Here is a 17558-nt window from a genome sequence, read left to right on the forward strand (position 1 = left end):
TTTGCGACCTTACCTTTGTTTTAAAAAAAATGATACCATAACTTTGAAAATGAGACATAGAGCTCGAATCGGAAGTCGTCAAGAAGTATTTCATTTCTTCTTAATGGATTCGCTTTGTAGAATCGTATTCACAAGCCCCGTCTCTAAATTTAATTTTTCCGCGATGGTTTCCGCAGGCCATTGAAAGTTATGATACAGATTCAGCACGGTGGCCTTCTTTCTTTGGATCAAATGATCCTTGGAAGTGTCCTTCGACTTGCCGGAAGGAGAGGAACCTTCGGTAACCGCGCCTACCGCGTCCAAAAATCCGGAGAGTTTTTCAAACTTATCGTCCGCTTCTCCCAAAAGACTTTCGAGATCTTCCTTCACAACTAGGGCTCCGGCCTTCAAGTCTTCCATTCTATGTTGCAGCGTGGAAATCTGTTTGTGTCTTTCGGAAAGATCGACCATCAGGTCTTCGATTTTTTCGAACTTCGCTTCCACGGAACGGATTTCTTCCTTTTTGCGGAACAAGGATTCGATTCGGTCGTCTGTTTTACGCACCGTTTCCGCGATTTCCTTTTCTCTCGCTTCGAGAATTTCAACGTCGTTTTGAAGAGAATACAGTTTGTTTGTAAGTCCTTTCGCGGCTTCTTTGTGCGCGTCGGTTTCGTCGAAAAGACCTTTGACTTCTTCGCGAACGGACTCCAACGTTTCCAGTCTTGCGGTAAGATCTCCGAACGTCTCTTCCATTTCGAGCGCCTTTTCACCTGCTTCGAGAAGTCTCGTAAAGGTGTCTTCCCAATCGGAGGACCTTCTTTGCAGTTCTTCGAAGTCTCTGCGTAAAAGATCCGAAGAGTCTTTGATGGAAGTAAGGGAATCCAATCTGAGTTTCAAGTCTTCCGTTTCGGAAAGAAGAGAATGTTTTAAGTTCTGCAGTTCGTCGAGTTTCGTTTCGAGTTCGTTTAACAACGGAGTCTTCTCGTCCGCTCTGGAGAGAAGTTCTTCCATCGTTTGAATGTAAGAATCGGTTCTTTCCACGACCTCGCTCGCTTTGTGGAAGAGTTCTGTTTTTTCTCCGAGTTCTTCCATCTTGTCCGTGATCGCTTCCACGGAAGAACGTAAACCTTCGGATTCTTCCTGGATTTCCGCGATGAGATTTTTTTTCGCGTTGCGGATTTCTTCGAGGTCTTTTTTAAGATCGAGTTGAAGAGTTCTGTATTCTTCCATGGAATCTTTGAACTCTTCTTTTCCGGAACGTAAGAATTCTTCCGCGGCCGATTCCATTTCGCGCAGTTGATTTTGAAGCTGTTTTTGAAAACCCTTCATCTGATCGTCGCTGTCTTTGCGCGAGGACTTGAGGGATTCTTCCAGATTCTTTTTCACGTCCAAAATGTATTTGCTGATTCTCTCTTCGAGTTGACCGAGCTGGAGCTGGCCCTTGTCCATGAGAGAAGTAAGTTGTTTCGAAATTTTTGCGTCGATCGTTCCGTTCAAACGGCTGATCTTTTCTTCCTGTTTTTCAAAAAAGTCTTCGGCGGAATCACGGAGACGGTCTAACACGCGTTCGGCGTCGCGGCCTGCGTTTTCGAGATTGGATTCCACGTTGTTGCGGATTTTTTCCGCGTGGATTTCGAGAACCTTTTCGTTCTTTTTAACGATCTGTTCCATCTTATCGATGGTTCCGGAAAATTCTTCCCGAAGGTTCTGGAGGATCTCCGATCCTTCTTCCTTGATGCTGCGTAAAGATTCGCCGAGACGATCGGATACGCTATCGCCTTCTTTTTGAAAGTTCGCCTTATAGCGGGAAACGAATTCTTCGATCTTGTCTTTTTGAAGCGCGTATTCGTTTTTGAATTCTTCGAGAAGACCTCGCCCTTCGACGTGAATTTCGCCGAGTTTATCCTGCAAACGGCCCATTTGATCTTGTGCGCCGAGTCGGATAGTACCGAGTTCTTCTTCCCAGTAACGGCCCAAATTCTCGAATCTCTGATCGATTTTACGGACTTCTTCGTCCACGGTTCCGGAAAGAAGATCGATCTTTTCTTCGACCTGAGACATCAGATCGCCCGCGCTGGATTCCATCGCGGATTGAAGATCGCCCAAATACGAATCCACGTCCTTGATTCGAGTGGAGATCTGTTTATCGAGAGTAACGATGCTTTGACGAACCGCTTCCAAATCCTGTTGGATCTGTGCGGAACGTTCGGCGTGCATTTTAGAAAGTTCTAAATCGAAATTCTCCTGAAGCGTGGAAATCCCGTGAATCGTTTTTTCCTTCGCCTCTTCCCTCGCTGAATCCAAAGCGGAATGGAATTCCCGGAGTCCGAAAGAAATTTCCTTTTTCAGACCGTCCGCGTCGTTTCTAAGATTGCTGCTGATCCGGTTGAATTCTTCCTCAAAACTGTCGATCTGACGCAACAGTTCGGACTTACGAGCGTCCGCTTGACGAAGCAGTTTGTTTTCCGCTTCGAGATATTTTTCCTGAAAGAACTGGATGGATTCGTTGATCGATTCCGCCTGACGTCTTGTTTCGTTGAGAATTTCGTCGCGACGAGTCATCGTTTCCAAACTCATACCTTCGATCTCCCTGCGGATCGAATCGACTTCGAGTTTAACTCCGTTGATGAACGCTTCTTTGGAATGAGTGACCTGTTCGAGGATACGATCCAGTTTTTCCTGAGCGGATTTTTCGGCGACACGCGCCATCTCTTCGAGTTTGCGGTCCGCCGCCTCGGCCTTCTCTTCCACCCTGGAATCCAGGCGTTCGAGTTTATCGCTTACGGTTAAGAATACGGTTTGCAGTCTTTCGGATCTCAGATCCAAGTCTTCCTCTTTGTTGCGGATCGTTTCAAAGAGAGAGGAGATTTCCGAACGAAGCTGTTCGATTCTTCCCACGGATTCACGCATTAGAGAATTGGAATGTGCTTCCAGGCTGTCTCTGTAATTTGCTGCGATCGAGTTCAAACCTTGATCGATCTTATCGTTTTTAATTTCTAAAAGTTCTTCGAGTTCCACGATTTTGGAAGCAAGAGATTGTAAGAGTTCGTCCGAACGAAGATTGACCTTATCGGTAAACACTTCCAAGATCGCTTCGGCTTCGGATCTCAAATCCAGAATTTTCTGATCCAGAAGCTGGATTTCCTTTTTTCCGGATTCCATACGAAGAAGTCCCTGCTGAATCGCGTTGGATTCTTCGCGGATATCGGAGGAAAGTTGAACGACTTCCTTGAGATCGCGCGCCACGCCGTCGAGAAAATCGCGGTTTGTTTTGATCGAATCGAGAAGTTGTCTGGATTCTTCGTTGAGTGCGTGGACGTCGTTTGCGAGTTTACGCGTTTGTTTGAGGCTGATTTCTAAATCGATTCCTGCGTCTTTTACGGATTGGATTTTTTCTAAGGCAATATCATTCAGTTCGTCTTGAACTTTTCCCGTAAAACGTTTGATTTGACTGAGTTTATAGTTGGATTTATCCAGCCTTCGAAGAAGGATTGTAATTCCTACGCTGGCTATAAACGGCAGGAGTAATTCTATTCCCATTGAATTTTGTTTACCATAGACAAAATGTTTCCGGAAACATTATGTCTCATCAAATTACGATTGACTATTGGAAAGATCGTAAAAAGAGCAAGAAAAAATTAAATTATGCTTAAAAAAAAGCCCTATTCCGGCTTTTCGTCGGTTTATGACGCAGTTATGCGTGAAGTTCAGTACAAGCGTTGGTCTGAATTTATTCTCTCTTCTTATTGCGCTCACAGCGAATCAATTTTTCCGAAAACGATCTTGGATTTAGGCTGCGGCACTTGCCGGCTCTGGGAAGAATTCCCGGATTTGGCGGAAATGACCGGAATCGACTCAAGCTCGGAAATGCTCGAAATTGCGAGAAAAAAGGAGATTTGCGGAGAATTGATTCTTTCCGATTTACTAAAGTTCGACCTTTCCCCGCGAAAATTCGACCTCATTCTTTCCACACACGATACACTCAATTACTTGAATGATGAAGGCGAATTGAAACAAGTTTTTTCCAAGATTCGATCCCATCTCGCGCCCGACGGACTTTTCTTTTTCGATATCAGCAGTCTTTACAACTTCAAGAATCATTTTGACGGACAGACCTTTGTGGAACGCGCCGGGGATTATAAAATCCGATGGATCAATCGATTTTTGGAAGAAGAGCGCGTTCTCGAATCGACGCTCACATTTTCTCACAAACGAACGGATGAAGAATTTACCGAAACTCATGTTCATAAATACTTCCCAAGGAATACGATTCATCAACTTCTGCGGGAATCCGGACTCTTCCTTTTGGAAGAAGGCTCCGATTATGAAGATTGGATTTTACGAGAAGACGCTTCTCTGATAAATTATCTCTGCGGAAATTCAGAAATTTATTTACGGAATCGGTGACATTTATCATATATTTAGCATTCGATTTATTACGTCGAAGTGTGTTAACCTATAAGAATGGGTTCAAACAAAATCGTTTTAGAAAGTACTGATACAGAAAAAGAAGAGAAAGGATTTCAGTTTCACAACGTCGAAGACGGAAACCGAGGAAAAAGCGTATGTCCAAGTTAAAGTTAGAAGGAAAATCCGGTAAGGTAATGATCGATACGACGGTGATCGACGGTTATGATAAGATCTTCGACGAGGTTTCCAAAAGTGCTTCCTCGGGTTCTTTGACGGACGTAGAGTTTTTTGTCGACTCGGTGAAAAAAATCACTTCGAGCGGAATCGCGAAACTTCTCACCTTGAAGAACTTGATGGACAACTACGGAGTAAAGATGAAAATCAAAAATCTCAGTCCCGATCTTCTCGAAGTTTTGAAAAAGTTCAAAGTGGACGGCAAACTCGGGCTCTGAGATGTTTCGAAAAACGATTGCCGCTCGGATCAGATCGGCAATCTCTGGGTTATCCCAATGGGAACGATCTCCGTCAGCCAACTTTCCAAATCCTATCCGGGAAAAATAGCGGTCTCGAATCTTAATTTTGAAATTCCAAAAGGAAGAATTACGGGCCTGCTCGGTCCGAACGGGGCCGGTAAAACCACCACTCTCAGACTTTTAACGGGATCTCTTCTTCCGAACGAAGGATCCGTTCGTTACGACGGTCTCGATTTTTTTCAAAACCGAATTTCGATCCAGAAACGGATCGGCTATCTTCCCGAATCCTCTCCGATTTATCCCGATCTTACGGTCTTCGAAGTTCTTTCCTTTTTGGGAAAGGCAAAGGGAATCGCTTCCGATCGTTTGAAACAAAGAATCGATTTCGTGATTTCGCTCTTAAAACTGGAAACGGTTGTCCATAGACCGATCGGATTTCTTTCCAAAGGATTCAGACAACGGACTTCGCTCGCGGGAACGCTCATTCAAGATCCTGAATATATCATTTTGGACGAACCGAGTTCCGGTTTGGACCCGCTCCAAATTTCCGAACTGAAAACCCTCCTTCGTACATTAGGAAAAGAGAAAACGATTCTTTTGTCCTCGCACGTTTTGCAGGAAGTGGAGGAAATCTGCGATCACATTCTCGTGTTAGACGAAGGAAGACTGATCGCGGACGGTTCGGTCGAATCCTTATCCAAAGGAAAAGGCTGTCTGATTTTGGCCGAAACGGATCTAAAAACGATCCGAGCCCTGTTTCCGAGCGATTTATATACGATCGAAACGACCGGTAAAACCCGGGATCGTTTCGCGGAATTTCGTGTGAGCGCGTTGTCCGAACACGAACGAATCGTATCGGAAGATGTTTTTCGGATTTTGAAAGGAGCTTCCTTTCCGGTCCGTTCCTTGATTCCGGAAAAAAATTCCCTGGAATCCGTGTTTGAATCCCTCACTTCCCCCGCGCAAAGATGAACGTTTTCGATTTTCTACAGGAATTTTTAAACAACGTCAAAACCGTCTTTTGGAAAGAATTTTCCGTGTATTTCAATTCTCCTTCCGGAATGATTTTCGCTTCCTTCTTTTTGTTTCTGACTTCGTTCTTATTTTTTTTCGGCCTCGGAGACGGTTCGTTTTGGGATTTTAAATCCGCGAGTATGGAAGCGTATTTTCTTTGGGTTCCGATCCTGTATGTCGTATTTATCCCAGCGTTGTCCATGCGTCTTTGGTCCGAGGAGGAACGTTCGGGAACATTAGAAATTCTTTTTACTCTCCCGTTGCGCGAGGCGGAACTCGTGTTCGGAAAATTTTTGGCGGCTTGGAGTTTTTTAGGGTTCGTGCTTTCGTTCACGTTCCTCATCCCCGGAACGATTTTCTATTTAGGCGATTTGGATTTCGGAACGGTCGCGGTCGGTTACATCGGAATTTTTCTTTTGGGGGGAGCCAATCTTTCCTTGGGAAGTTTCGTTTCCGCCCTTACGAAAGATCAGATCGGTTCGTATCTTCTCGGTTTGATCGTTTGCCTCGCGTTCTTTCTTTTGGGATATCGGCCCTTTCTGCAATTCGTAGGACCGCAACTCGGAAACGCGCTTTCGTTTCTGTCGCTTTCCAAACATTTCGAAACGTTTCGTCTCGGGATTTTGGACGGAAGGGAAATATTCTTTTATCTGAGTTTTATCCTTCTGACACTTTACGCAAACGTGCTGCGTTTGAGGTCAAAACGATGATCGCCCGAATACGGATTTTTTTTGCGCGTTGGAACGGAAATCCGTCGTTTTTGTTTTTTCAGGTTTTTATTATATTCTTATTTTTGAATGGAATCGTTTCGCAATTCGCCTGCAGAAAGGATCTTTCCAAATCCGGCCGATTCGAAATATCGGAGAGTACGAAAAACGTATTCAAAAATCTGCATTCTCCCCTGACCATCGACGCGTATTATTCCTCCAAGATTCCGGGAGAATACAAGGTCCGTTTGGATTTGACCAAAGAACTTTTGAAAGAGATCGCCTCGCTCGGCGGAGCAAAGGTTTCGTTGCGGTTTCATGATCCGGACGAATCCGAGGAAGAACAACGAAAAGCGGCCGAAGCGGGGATTCAACCGCAGATCCTGGAAAAAACGGAGAGAGGCGGCGCCGAATTCAAACGTCTTTTTCTCGGACTGACTCTTACCCTCGGCACACGAAAAGAAACGCTTCCGGTCGCGTTTTATGCGGAGGAAATCGAATATCAGATTTTGACTACTTTGCGAAAGATGATCCGCGAACGACGAGACGCGGAAATAGGAATTCTTTCCTTATCCGGAAGTTTATCCTCCGCTCCTCCCGGACCCGAAACCGGAAAAGACACGATCGGAATTTTTACGCATCAAATCTTAAAGGAAGAATACGGAAACATTCCCGAACTCAAACTCGAGGAAAAAGAAGTCCCGCTATGGATTCGGACCCTGCTTTGGATCGGCGAAGGCGCGTTGTCGCCGAAAGCGGCCTATCGCCTCGATCAGTTTTTGATGCGCGGGGGAAATCTGGTGATTCTTGCAAAATCGATGGACTTTCGTTTGGAATCTCCCGAACGGGAAACCGGAATCGGAATGAACGCGACCGGGCTCGGGATCGCAAAACCTTCCGCGCACAACGAAGAACAAAATCAACTTTTTGAATATTACGGTTTTCGAGTAAACACGGATCTCGTTCTCGATCTCAATCATTCTTTACCGATCGGCTCCTTGATGGAAGTGGAACCCGGTGTGATCGGAAGATACACCTATCCCGCTTGGATCGTGGCGGATTCTTCCGAAAAAATGTTAAGCGAAGTGAGCCCGTTCACAAAACCCTTTCAAAGCCTTCTTTTACCCTGGGTTTCCAGCGTAAGTTTGTTTCCGGAACGCCAGCCGACGGTAAAAATGGAACCGATCCTTTGGTCCTCCGAAGAAGCGACGGTCCGTTCCTCGATCGTTGCCTTAGGAGAAAAACAGATTTTTGCGACCCCGTTGTCCGCTTTCGGCGATAGAATCGTGTTAGGTGCGGTTTTAGAAGGAAGATTCCGATCCCGTTTTTCACAAGCGGAGAATCCATTCCAAAAATCGAATTCGTTTTTTCCATCCACGCCGGAAGGAAAGGTTTCCCGGATTTTCGTGGTCGGTTCGCCCTATCTCGTTTCCGATCTATTGGCATTTCCGGATACGAGGGAAATCTATCAAGAATCCAATCTTCCGTTTTTGTTGAACGTATTGGACGTTTCCAACGGAGATACGGATCTGATTTCTTTGCGCGGAAAAAAATCCGCCTTTTTAAAGCTGAAGCCCTTTTCGGACGCGGAAAGAATCACATTCAGTTTTTTGAATCTTCTTGGAATTCCGTTTTTATTGGGTCTTTATGCGTTTTTAAGAATCAGGAGTCGAAACTCCGCGCCACCCTTTGTCTCCGAGGAATCGTCGACGTGAAAGCGCGCTTTCAAAACAGAACCGTTTCTTGGGTCGTCCGTTTTTTTCAGGAAGACAAGGCGCTTTCTTTGGTTCTGATCAATGTCGTTTTAGCGACGGTTTGGATTTTACTCGCAAATCCATTCGGATTCTTTTTAAAGAACTACCAAAGCGCGGACCCGTTTTTTCCGTTTGCAAAAAACGAAATCGAACGGATTCAAATCGGCAGAAAAGGACATGAAACCGTTTTGGAACGAACGGGCGGCGCCTGGATCGTGACGGTTCGGAACAATTCGGCGGACTCCGATTCGCAGAAAGTCGCCGCGTTTTTAAACGGAATTTTGAAGATTCGAAAATTTACCAAGATCGAGGAAAACGGTTCGAACGGAGCGGAGTTCGGATTCAACGGGGAAGAACTCAAACTGGAACTCCAAACCGCGTCGGGAGAAATCGCTTCCCTAGGAATCGGCGCGGGCGAAACGAATGCGAACGGAACGTTCGTGCAAGAACGTGCGGGCGGCCCGATTTGGCTTGTGGAAGAAAACTTAAATTCTCTTTCCGGCCGGGGAAACGAAACGTTCTTTTTTTCCGGAAAATTCTTTCCCGAAACCGGAAATATACAAGAAATTCATACTATTCTAATACACTCCGACGGCGCCCGGAAAATCGAAATCAATATAGAACAAATACGATCGGGCGTTTGGAAGCCTAACCGCACCGACACTCCGCTTTGTCCCGGAGACGACTGTTCTCCATTGATTCAAAAAATTCTTTCCTGGAAGGCGGAACGGATTTGGATCAAACCGTTTCACGAAAGAATTCTTCCTCTATCATCCGGGGACAAATTGCAGATCGAGATACACTTTCACGGCGGACAAAATTCTCCCTTGCGTTTGGAATGGATTGGAAACACGATCGATCAAGAACCGATCTTTCGTTCGAACTCGGATTCCGTTTTGTTCGTTGCCGATCCCGTTTTTCTACGAGGATTTCGAGAAGATTTCAACGCAAACGAGTTCTTTCGGGATTCTTCCGATCCGTTTTGAAGCTCCGATTCTCTATTGACAGGGCAAGGGCGTCCAATTTCATTTCAAAAGAACTCTATAACTTAGGACAAAAGCATGGCTTTGATCGAAGAATTTGAATCTCAAGGGAATTTTTTATTTCGTTGGAGATCCTATATCCCCGGTATCATCTTGATTCTCTGCATCGGTCTTTTGCCGTTCTATCAGTTTCCCGGCAATTCATATACGTATCATCTTTATTATCAGTCTTTTTGTTTTGCGGTCAGTCTCTTGGGACTTTTTGTTCGCAGCTTTGTAATCGGTTACGCACCCGCGCGAACTTCCGGAAGAAATACGAAAGAACAAGTCGCGGACCTGGTGAACCAAGAAGGAATCTATTCCTTGATTCGTCACCCTTTGTATCTCGGAAATTTTTTGATGTATCTCGGTGCGGTTCTTTTCTTAAAGAATTTTCTGATCGCGTCCGTATTTATTTTATTCTTCTGGGTATATTACGAAAGAATTATGTTTGCGGAAGAACAATTTCTGCGTAAGAAATTCGGAGATGCGTATCTTTCCTGGGCGAACACAGTTCCCGCGTTTATCCCTAAGTTCAGCGGCTATAAAAAACCGGCTTTGGGCTTTTCGATCCGCAACGTTCTCAAACGAGAATATCCGAGTCTTTTCGGAATTCTTGTGATCTTCAGCGTGTTCGATTTGGTTGCTGTTTATTTCAATGAGCCCGTGAGCAATCTTGTAGAAGCGATTCGTCTTCCGCAGATCATTCTGTTCGGCGGCGGTCTTGTGTTTTATCTTCTCGTGAGAATCATCGTTAAAACGACAAAACTTTTGCATGTAGAGGGTCGCTGAGCGATCCGTCGAGAGCGAAGCGGCTGAGTTCCTGAGCGATCTATTGAACGACCGGAAGGCTGAGTCCGTCCGTGACTCTATGTCTTCCCTCTAAAGTCAAAACAATATCGATTCATCTTGTCGGAACAGTTCCTTCAGGACGGAATTGACTTCATGCGACTTTTCTGATATGTGGAAAAATTGCGGAAGGACGCCCACAAAGCCCACCACCTCCACCCAATTCGGGAGGGGGCCCGGCGGTTTTACGATAAATTGTAGATAGAATTCAAGAAGACCTTCCGCTAATTCGAAAACGTCCTGGACGAACTTTCCAAATACGATTTCAAGTGATTGGTTTCTCTCGTAAAAAAGACCGGAACCGGATAATTCGACTTAGAGGGAATGAGAACGATCCCCTCGTCGAAAAAGAGAATCTTTTCAATCTCCGAAAAAGAATATTTATAACTGCTGTTCAACGCTTCGAACGCGAGCATATCGCGGCTCTCGTTCAACTTACCCGGACCGATCCGTTTCAACCCTTTGAGTTTATCCGGAGTCAATTCTTCCTTTTTGCTCGCGAGCTTTTCATACGGAAGTTCGCGATTCTGATCCAAATACAAAAGCCCGTCGATTTCAAAACGAACCTCCCGAACTTCTTCCTTCTTTTGCTCGCTTGCAATGGAAAACTTCGGAGATTCCTCCAAAACCTCTATGCCGGAATGAGGAGCGTTGTCTTCCCCAAAGTCTTCCTCGACTTCGATGCTCGAAACGGTTTCGTAACTCGCTTCCGGCTCCGACGAGGAGATCTTGCTTTGTTTCGGAATTCTCCTTCCTTCCACAAAAAGATTCTCCAGATGTTTTTGTTTTTCGATCTGTTCCAAACTCGGAGCCCTTTTGGAAGAAGAGAGAATCTCCGCTCCCTTCCGAGCATTCGGTCTTGAAATCAAATGTTCGTTTTCCGAACCGCCTTTGCGCAAGCCCGGCTTGAATCCAAAACCTTCGGAAGGATTCGGGTTCAGAGAGACATAGATAAAACAGAGTAGTCCCACAAGAATGAGCGCGATCGCAATAAAGAGCATCATTTTATGTATCTGTCGTTTGGGCGGGTTTCTGAAGCGTTTTTCTCACTTTTCTCCTTTACAGAAATATTCCTTCACAAACCCTTTCAGTTTAACAGTTACAATCATGGAATTAGAAAACGTTTCCCTCAAAGACAAGATCATCCGCACCGTCGTCGGATTCTTTCTGTTTATCCTTGTCGGTGGTTTGATCATCACCTTTCTCCCCGGCGACGCCGAAAAAAGCTTTTTCGACGTAATCTCCGGCCGCTCCAATTTGAACGCGGGAAAAATCGGGGACTATTCCATCCCGATGGACTATTTTCAAGCTGCGCGAAGAGATTGTTTCTTCCAATATAGAAGCATCGCCCCGTCCCTCGCGGAAGATCCTTCTACTCTTCAATCCTGCGCATTTCAGACGATCCGCAGTTTGGTGGTCACCAAACAAATCGCGGACGCGACCGGATTCTCCGTTTCCGAAACCGGAATCCGTGAAGAACTTTCGGACGAAGCCCGCAGAATCTATCGCGAATCGATGAACGGGGCCGGATATTCGGACGAAGACGTCCGTAAACCGGAAGCGATCTACAAGCAGATCCTCAATTCCGCTCCTATGCAGTACAGAATCGACCGCAAAAACGCAAGCGGTCTTTACGAAGCTCTTTTAACCTCCGATCTCAAAAAGACGGATGGAGAAGTCGCGGTTCAAAAAGAATCCTCTTCCGCAAGAGTTCGACTTCGCATCGTTTCCTATACGGACGATCAACTGACGAAACTCGCGGAGAAAGAAGCTCCGATCACCGACGAAGTTTTACGCGCTAAATACGAAAACGAAAAGAAAGAAGGAAAACTTCCGAAAAACAAGGACGGAAAGGAAGTCAGCTTCGAGGAAAGAAAAAATTTCCTAAGAAGCAAACTTCTTCTCGAAACCCGTTCCAAATCTCAGGAAGAATGGAAGGGAAGAATCGCGTCTCTTCAACAAGAGCCGGACGGACTTCAGAAAATCGCTTCTCTTTTAGGCAGTGGCGTTCAGGAATTCAAGGACCAATCTCTTTTGAATCTCTGGGAACTCAAAGCCGGAAATCAAAACATTCGTTTGGGAAATAACACTCAATTTCTGAAAGATTTGACAACCGTAGCATTCGGGTCTAAAAAAGTCGGCGGTCCTTACAAAGATTCCGAAAAAAATGTTTTTGTGGAATTCGCTTCCTTGGAAATAGATACGTCTAAAATCAATACCTCCCAGGGACCCGATTTGAGAGACAATCCGAACCTGATGAACGGGTTCGTAATGGAAATCAGTCAGGCGCTTCAGGAAAAATACCCGATTGAAAGAAGGATCGGTCAAAAGGCAGAAGAATAATGCAAATCCGGGCTGAACTGGTAAACCCCTTTCTCGAAGCTGCTACGATCGTTTTTAGGGATGTCTTAAAAACGGACCTGATCCGTGGAAAGATCGGAATCAAGGATAGTCCGGAAACCAATCTTGAACTTTCCATTGTGATCGGTGTGATCGGAACCTTCAACGGAGAAGTCGTCTACGGTCTCAACTACGACGCCGCCTATAAGATCGCTGGAGTTCTGATGCCCGGAATGAGCGACCAGGATATCAAAAACGAATACAAGGATATCCTCGGTGAGATCGCGAACATGACTACGGGAAATGCGATGAACATCTTTGCGAGTTCCGGTCAATCGATCGAGATTACCGCTCCGAACATCATCGATTCCAAAAACGAAACATTAAAGATCCCTAAAAAACCTTCCTTAGGAATCAGCCTTTTTTCCAAGTTCGGAAAATTGGACGTAAACGTATCTCTGACTTGACGAGCGATCCATAGAGAGCGAGTCAGCCAAAAGATACCGGAACGCAATCGTTGGCTTTCATATGAAGTATGAAAAATTATCGCAAAAGTGTTTCGCTGAGTGATTGCGACCGGCCGAATGACCTTAGAGAATGAGACGCTGAGTTAGGAAGCAATTCAAACAAATGACACCAGAGCACTATCGAACGACCCATAGGAAGTGAGATGGAGTTATGAGTGCTTCTTTCGCGCAAGCATAAGAAATCAACTCGAAACTAGAAAAAAACGCAACCTCAAGTCCGGTTTTTTCTAGTTCATAAGAATTCTTGAATGTTTCCTCGAACGCTTTTCTCGTATTCGAAGATATTATCGCTTTAGAAATCAATAATATCTTCGTTTTAAAATTCTACGGAGTTCTTTCACAAAGGGAGAATCTTCGGAAGCGTCCGGGTTCAATCGCTGGAGATACACTTTCGCCCAATTCTCCGCTTCCTCGTATTTACCTTGATCGCCGTAAATTCTCGCAATCAAAGTAATTGCTTTTTCGAGACCATCCTTTTTCGGATCCAGCTCCGGTTTTTTCTGCAGAAGTTTGACAAGCTGCAACAAATATCTTCTCGCGGAATCCTTACGATCCGTTGTGGAAAGCATTTCCCCTAAGGAAAGAAGGGAGATGGATTGAAAACTTTCCGGCGCTTCGGTGATGATTCGTAAATATTGCGTTTCGGCTTCGGCGATTTTTCCGTTGCCTCGCAAAGAACGCGCAACTTCGAAAACTGCCTTCCACTTTTCCTCGTCGGAATCGATCTGCTCTGTGATCGCATTCGCGTCGTTCGAACTTTCCGCTGTCAATCTTGCGTCTTCCAGTCTCGAAGCGTTCGCCGACTTTCCCTGCCCCGCCTGATTGAACTCGGTCTTTGCGTTGTTTCTCTGATTTTCACGCAGACGAAGAAGTCCTTTTTTATACCCGCTCTCGGACGGATCTTCTTTCTTCTTATCCTTCTTCTTTTTTAAATTCGTTTTTTCGGAATTCGGAAGGGTCGTCTTAGAAGGTCGTGCGGATTCTTCCGTCGTTATTTTGGAAATATCTTCCCCACTTTCCGCAGAGGAAGAAGCGATCTTAGACGTGTTCGGATCCATCGTTGAGTCGGAAACTTCGACGTTCGAATTCTTTTTTTCTTCCGAACCGCCGTCGCTTTGCGAGTTTCCGTCGCTCAACGATTTTGATTTTGAATCCGCAGAATTTCCTGTTTCCACGGAACCAGAACCGGTCGGGTTGGATGTTCTTGCTTCGTTCACGGGAACCGAGCTTTCCCCCAATTCCTCCGGAAACGGAAGGGGCATATCGGCATATAAAGAAACCGTAATACTGATCTGCAAGAATGTTACGACGGCCGCCGAAAAACGTTTCATCGAAGTTCGGGAGATCCTTTCGTATTGTTTTTAGGAGGACGAATCAAACTCGGCCGATCCTGATTATTGGAAGAATTTCGATCGGGGGAAACGGTTCCCGGATCGTCCAAATTCCGATTCGAATCGGGGGTTCTTTGTCGATCCTCGGTCGGAAGAGAATCGGATTCCGTCGGAAGTTTTGGCGTTCCCGTTCCTTCCCTTCTTCCCTCACGCAAAGGATCTTTTCCTTCCGGAGAATTCGACTCGGGCAACAATCCGCTTTTGGGTTTATCCCTTTCATAACGATCGATTTCAAGATTAGAGGATTCTCCCGTGATCGAAAGATCGGGATCGCTGTAATGGATGGATCTCCGTTTGCGGTTATAATTTCGTTCTATATCTTCTAAAAAGAGCGCCTTACGATCCAGCTCCTTGGCTTGGTCGTCGAACGCTGCCCCTTCCTTTCCTCTTTGAATTCCCACAAGAACGGCCAAAGATACCCCCAATACCGCGAGGGATATTCCGGTGTACAAAAGGGTCTTTTGCACCTGTGGGGGAAGATTGCGGGATAGACTGTCAATCGAGGAAAATCCGGATTGAAGTTTATCTTTGAAATTGAGATCCATTGTTTCTATTTTCGGCCGTTTTCCCAATTCTACTAACAAAGAGAAAATTCTCGACCCGTTTTTTTACGGTTTTAGTGAGAAGGAGAAGCCGATGAAAACGGGTCCGTAAGGAACGGATTTCTCCTAACCGTATTCGTTTTCATTCTGAGAAACAATCTCATAAACGTTTCATTCTAAGAACGACCAAATTAGAATTCTCCGCTTTTTACTCAACTCCAAGCACAAGAGTCCGACTTGATTTTTATCATCGTTCCAATACCCGAAATCCGACCCAGAATTCTTCCAATTCTACGTCGATTTTAATATAAGGTTAAAGCATAAGCCGAAAATTCATATTATATTCAATTTTATTAAATTATAATTGATTAATGGTGATTTTTCGGTTTAATCCAACAGGAACAATCGAATCAGGAGACTAAATCTCATGAGCCAAACGAACGCCAAATACAACGATTCCATCGTAAAAGGGTTCATCATCTCGGCTATGGTTTGGGGAGTCGCTTCCATGTTAGTGGGAGTTCTCGCCGCATTTCAAATGGTTTTCCCGGAACTGAATTTCACTCAGTATTTCAGCTTCGGCAGAATCCGACCCTTGCACACCAACGCGGCGATTTTCGGCTTCGCATTGAGCATCATCTTTGCGACGGCGTATCATCTCATCCAAAGATTATGCAGAGTAAGAATCTGGAGCGATTCTTTAGCGAAGATCCACTTCGTATTATACAATCTAACCATCGTTCTTGCGGCGATTACTCTTCCTTTGGGACTTAACCAATCCAAGGAATACGCCGAGCTTGAATGGCCTCTCGATCTTTTGATCGTTGTTTGGTTCGTGATCTTTATCGTAAACTTCTTCGCAACCATCTTCACAAGAGAGGAAAAACAACTTTATGCCGCGATTTGGTTCTACATCGCCTCCTTTGTGACAGTTCCGATTCTTTTTATCGTGAACAACCTTTCGATTCCGGTAGGTTTGGGAAAATCCTATTCGATTTTTTCGGGAGTTTACGACGCGAACATTCAGTGGTGGTACGGACACAATGCGGTCGCGTTCGTATTAACGACACCGTTTCTCGGTCTGATGTATTACTACTTTCCGAAACATATCAAACAACCCATCTACAGTCATAGATTGTCGATCATTCACTTCTGGTCCTTGATCTTCATTTATATCTGGGCCGGCCCTCACCACTTACTCAACACTCCTCTTCCCGAATGGTTGCAAACCACGGGGATGGCGTTCTCCATCATGTTATGGATGCCTTCCTGGGGTGGTATGTTGAACGGATTTCTTACCTTGACTCAAGCGAAGGAGAAAATCAAAACCGACGCTCTTCTCAAGATGATGCTCGTGGGAATCACGTTCTACGGTATGTCTACGTTCGAAGGTCCGCTTCTTTCGATTCGTTCCATCAGCGCCCTCGGTCACAACACCGATTGGATCGTGGGTCACGTTCACTCGGGAACCCTCGGTTGGGTGGGAATGATGTCTTTCGCCGCGATTTATTATCTCGTTCCTAGATTATGGAACTCGAATCTTTACTCCGAAAGATTGGCGAACCTTCACTTCTGGCTCGCCACACTCGGAATTCTTCTCTACATCGTTTCGATGTGGGTTTCGGGAATCACCGAAGGTTCCATGTGGAGAGCGATCGACTCGAAAGGTTTTCTTCAATATCCGAACTGGGTTCAGATCACCGAAGTTCTCAAACCGTTCCGGTTTGCGAGAGGAGTCGCCGGTACGATTTACCTGAGCGGCGTCTTCGTTATGATCTATAACATCGTTAAGACGATTCAAAACTCGGGTTCCGGTTTTCAAGAAATCGATCTGAGAGTGAAAGAACAAGGAGGAAACGCATGAAACTATTCGACAGTCTTCTTACCTGGTTTAGCGGTTTTACCGAAAAATGGGAAAAACAGGGTGTTAAGTTCACCGTATATACTACGATCGCGGTTTTGATCGGAGGTATCTTCGAACTCATTCCTCCTTTCTTTATCTCGAGAACTGCGGTTCCGATCCAAGGAGTAAAACCGTTTTCCGCCTTGGAACTCGCAGGAAGAGATATCTATCAAAAGGAAGGTTGCAACAACTGTCACACACAGATGATTCGTCCTTTCAAATGGGAAGTGGATCGTTTCGATCCTTCCAAATCCTACGGAAGAGACGGATATTCCAAAGCCGGCGAATTCGTATATGATCACCCGTTTCTCTGGGGTTCCAAAAGAACCGGACCGGATCTCGCGCACGAATCCCAGATTCAACCTTCTTACGCTTGGCATAAGACGCACCTGATCAATCCGAGAGACACTTCTCCTGGATCGGTGATGCCCGCCTATCCTTGGTTATTCGAAGAAAGCGCGAGACTCGACGCGGAGAAGATCGTGAATCACATGAAAGGTCTTTCCAAAATCGGCGTTCCTTATTCCGAAGCGGATTATCTTTCCGCCGCTAAGGAATTGGAAGGTAAAACGGAAGGAGACGCTCTTATCGCGTATCTCTTGAAACTCGGAAAGGACACCGCGGACCTTTCCAAATCCATTCAGTGA

Annotated in this window: 14 protein-coding genes and 1 pseudogene; 11 read left to right on the forward strand and 4 right to left on the reverse strand. The window is 45.4% G+C overall.

Annotation, left to right across the window (positions count from 1 at the left end; all coding sequences use genetic code 11):
- Nucleotides 1-90: 90 nt before the first annotated feature.
- Nucleotides 91-3519: a SpiroCoCo family coiled-coil protein gene (locus LFX17_RS10035; RefSeq protein ID WP_238746426.1), complete on the reverse strand. Its 3429-nt coding sequence runs from the start codon at nt 3517-3519 to the stop codon at nt 91-93.
- Between the two features lie 105 nt (nt 3520-3624).
- On the opposite strand from LFX17_RS10035, the gene LFX17_RS10040 reads away from it, so the two are divergent.
- The 7 genes from LFX17_RS10040 to lmtA all read left to right on the forward strand — a co-directional run bounded on the left by LFX17_RS10040 (nt 3625) and on the right by lmtA (nt 10151).
- Nucleotides 3625-4386 carry a class I SAM-dependent DNA methyltransferase gene (locus LFX17_RS10040; RefSeq protein ID WP_238746428.1) on the forward strand — a complete coding sequence of 254 codons (762 nt, stop codon included), beginning with the start codon at nt 3625-3627 and terminating at the stop codon, nt 4384-4386.
- 158 nt (nt 4387-4544) lie between these two features.
- Entirely contained in the window at nt 4545-4841 is a 297-nt protein-coding gene (locus LFX17_RS10045) for an STAS domain-containing protein (protein ID WP_238730130.1), read from the forward strand.
- 57 nt (nt 4842-4898) lie between these two features.
- On the forward strand, nt 4899-5834 hold the full coding sequence (locus LFX17_RS10050; RefSeq protein WP_238746430.1) for an ABC transporter ATP-binding protein: 936 nt from the start codon (nt 4899-4901) through the stop codon (nt 5832-5834).
- Nucleotides 5831-6586, forward strand: coding sequence for an ABC transporter permease (locus LFX17_RS10055; protein ID WP_238746438.1), 756 nt, complete (start codon nt 5831-5833; stop codon nt 6584-6586). Before LFX17_RS10050 ends, LFX17_RS10055 begins: the two co-directional genes overlap by 4 nt.
- A complete protein-coding gene (locus tag LFX17_RS10060) occupies nt 6583-8298 on the forward strand; it encodes a GldG family protein (RefSeq protein ID WP_238746440.1) in 1716 nt (571 codons plus the stop codon). Before LFX17_RS10055 ends, LFX17_RS10060 begins: the two co-directional genes overlap by 4 nt.
- On the forward strand, nt 8295-9323 hold the full coding sequence (locus LFX17_RS10065; protein ID WP_238746442.1) for a DUF4340 domain-containing protein: 1029 nt from the start codon (nt 8295-8297) through the stop codon (nt 9321-9323). Before LFX17_RS10060 ends, LFX17_RS10065 begins: the two co-directional genes overlap by 4 nt.
- A gap of 75 nt (nt 9324-9398) precedes the next feature.
- Nucleotides 9399-10151: a lipid A Kdo2 1-phosphate O-methyltransferase gene (gene lmtA, locus LFX17_RS10070; protein WP_238730135.1), complete on the forward strand. Its 753-nt coding sequence runs from the start codon at nt 9399-9401 to the stop codon at nt 10149-10151.
- 281 nt (nt 10152-10432) lie between these two features.
- Here lmtA and LFX17_RS10075 read toward each other — a convergent pair whose 3' ends face one another.
- A complete protein-coding gene (locus LFX17_RS10075; protein ID WP_238746450.1) occupies nt 10433-11212 on the reverse strand; it encodes an LIC_11490 family protein in 780 nt (259 codons plus the stop codon).
- Between the two features lie 103 nt (nt 11213-11315).
- On the opposite strand from LFX17_RS10075, the gene LFX17_RS10080 reads away from it, so the two are divergent.
- Nucleotides 11316-12551: a hypothetical protein gene (locus tag LFX17_RS10080; protein WP_238730137.1), complete on the forward strand. Its 1236-nt coding sequence runs from the start codon at nt 11316-11318 to the stop codon at nt 12549-12551.
- Complete coding sequence (locus tag LFX17_RS10085; RefSeq protein WP_118955755.1) at nt 12551-13015, forward strand: chemotaxis protein CheX; 465 nt, start codon at nt 12551-12553, stop codon at nt 13013-13015. The genes LFX17_RS10080 and LFX17_RS10085 overlap by 1 nt, the downstream gene beginning before the upstream one ends.
- Before the next feature lie 359 nt (nt 13016-13374).
- Here LFX17_RS10085 and LFX17_RS20990 read toward each other — a convergent pair.
- A pseudogene (locus tag LFX17_RS20990) lies at nt 13375-14040 on the reverse strand (tetratricopeptide repeat protein); the annotation flags it as partial.
- 362 nt (nt 14041-14402) lie between these two features.
- Nucleotides 14403-15011 carry an LIC_11485 family protein gene (locus tag LFX17_RS10095; protein ID WP_238746454.1) on the reverse strand — a complete coding sequence of 203 codons (609 nt, stop codon included), beginning with the start codon at nt 15009-15011 and terminating at the stop codon, nt 14403-14405.
- Nucleotides 15012-15435: 424 nt separating this feature from the next.
- Between LFX17_RS10095 and ccoN the strand changes: the two genes are divergently transcribed.
- Complete coding sequence (gene ccoN, locus LFX17_RS10100) at nt 15436-16872, forward strand: cytochrome-c oxidase, cbb3-type subunit I (RefSeq protein WP_238730140.1); 1437 nt, start codon at nt 15436-15438, stop codon at nt 16870-16872.
- Nucleotides 16869-17558, forward strand: a complete 690-nt coding sequence (ccoO, locus tag LFX17_RS10105) for a cytochrome-c oxidase, cbb3-type subunit II (protein WP_135779744.1) — start codon at nt 16869-16871, stop codon at nt 17556-17558. The genes ccoN and ccoO overlap by 4 nt, the downstream gene beginning before the upstream one ends.

It is taken from the genome of Leptospira sanjuanensis (assembly GCF_022267375.1).
Lineage (GTDB): Bacteria > Spirochaetota > Leptospiria > Leptospirales > Leptospiraceae > Leptospira > Leptospira sanjuanensis.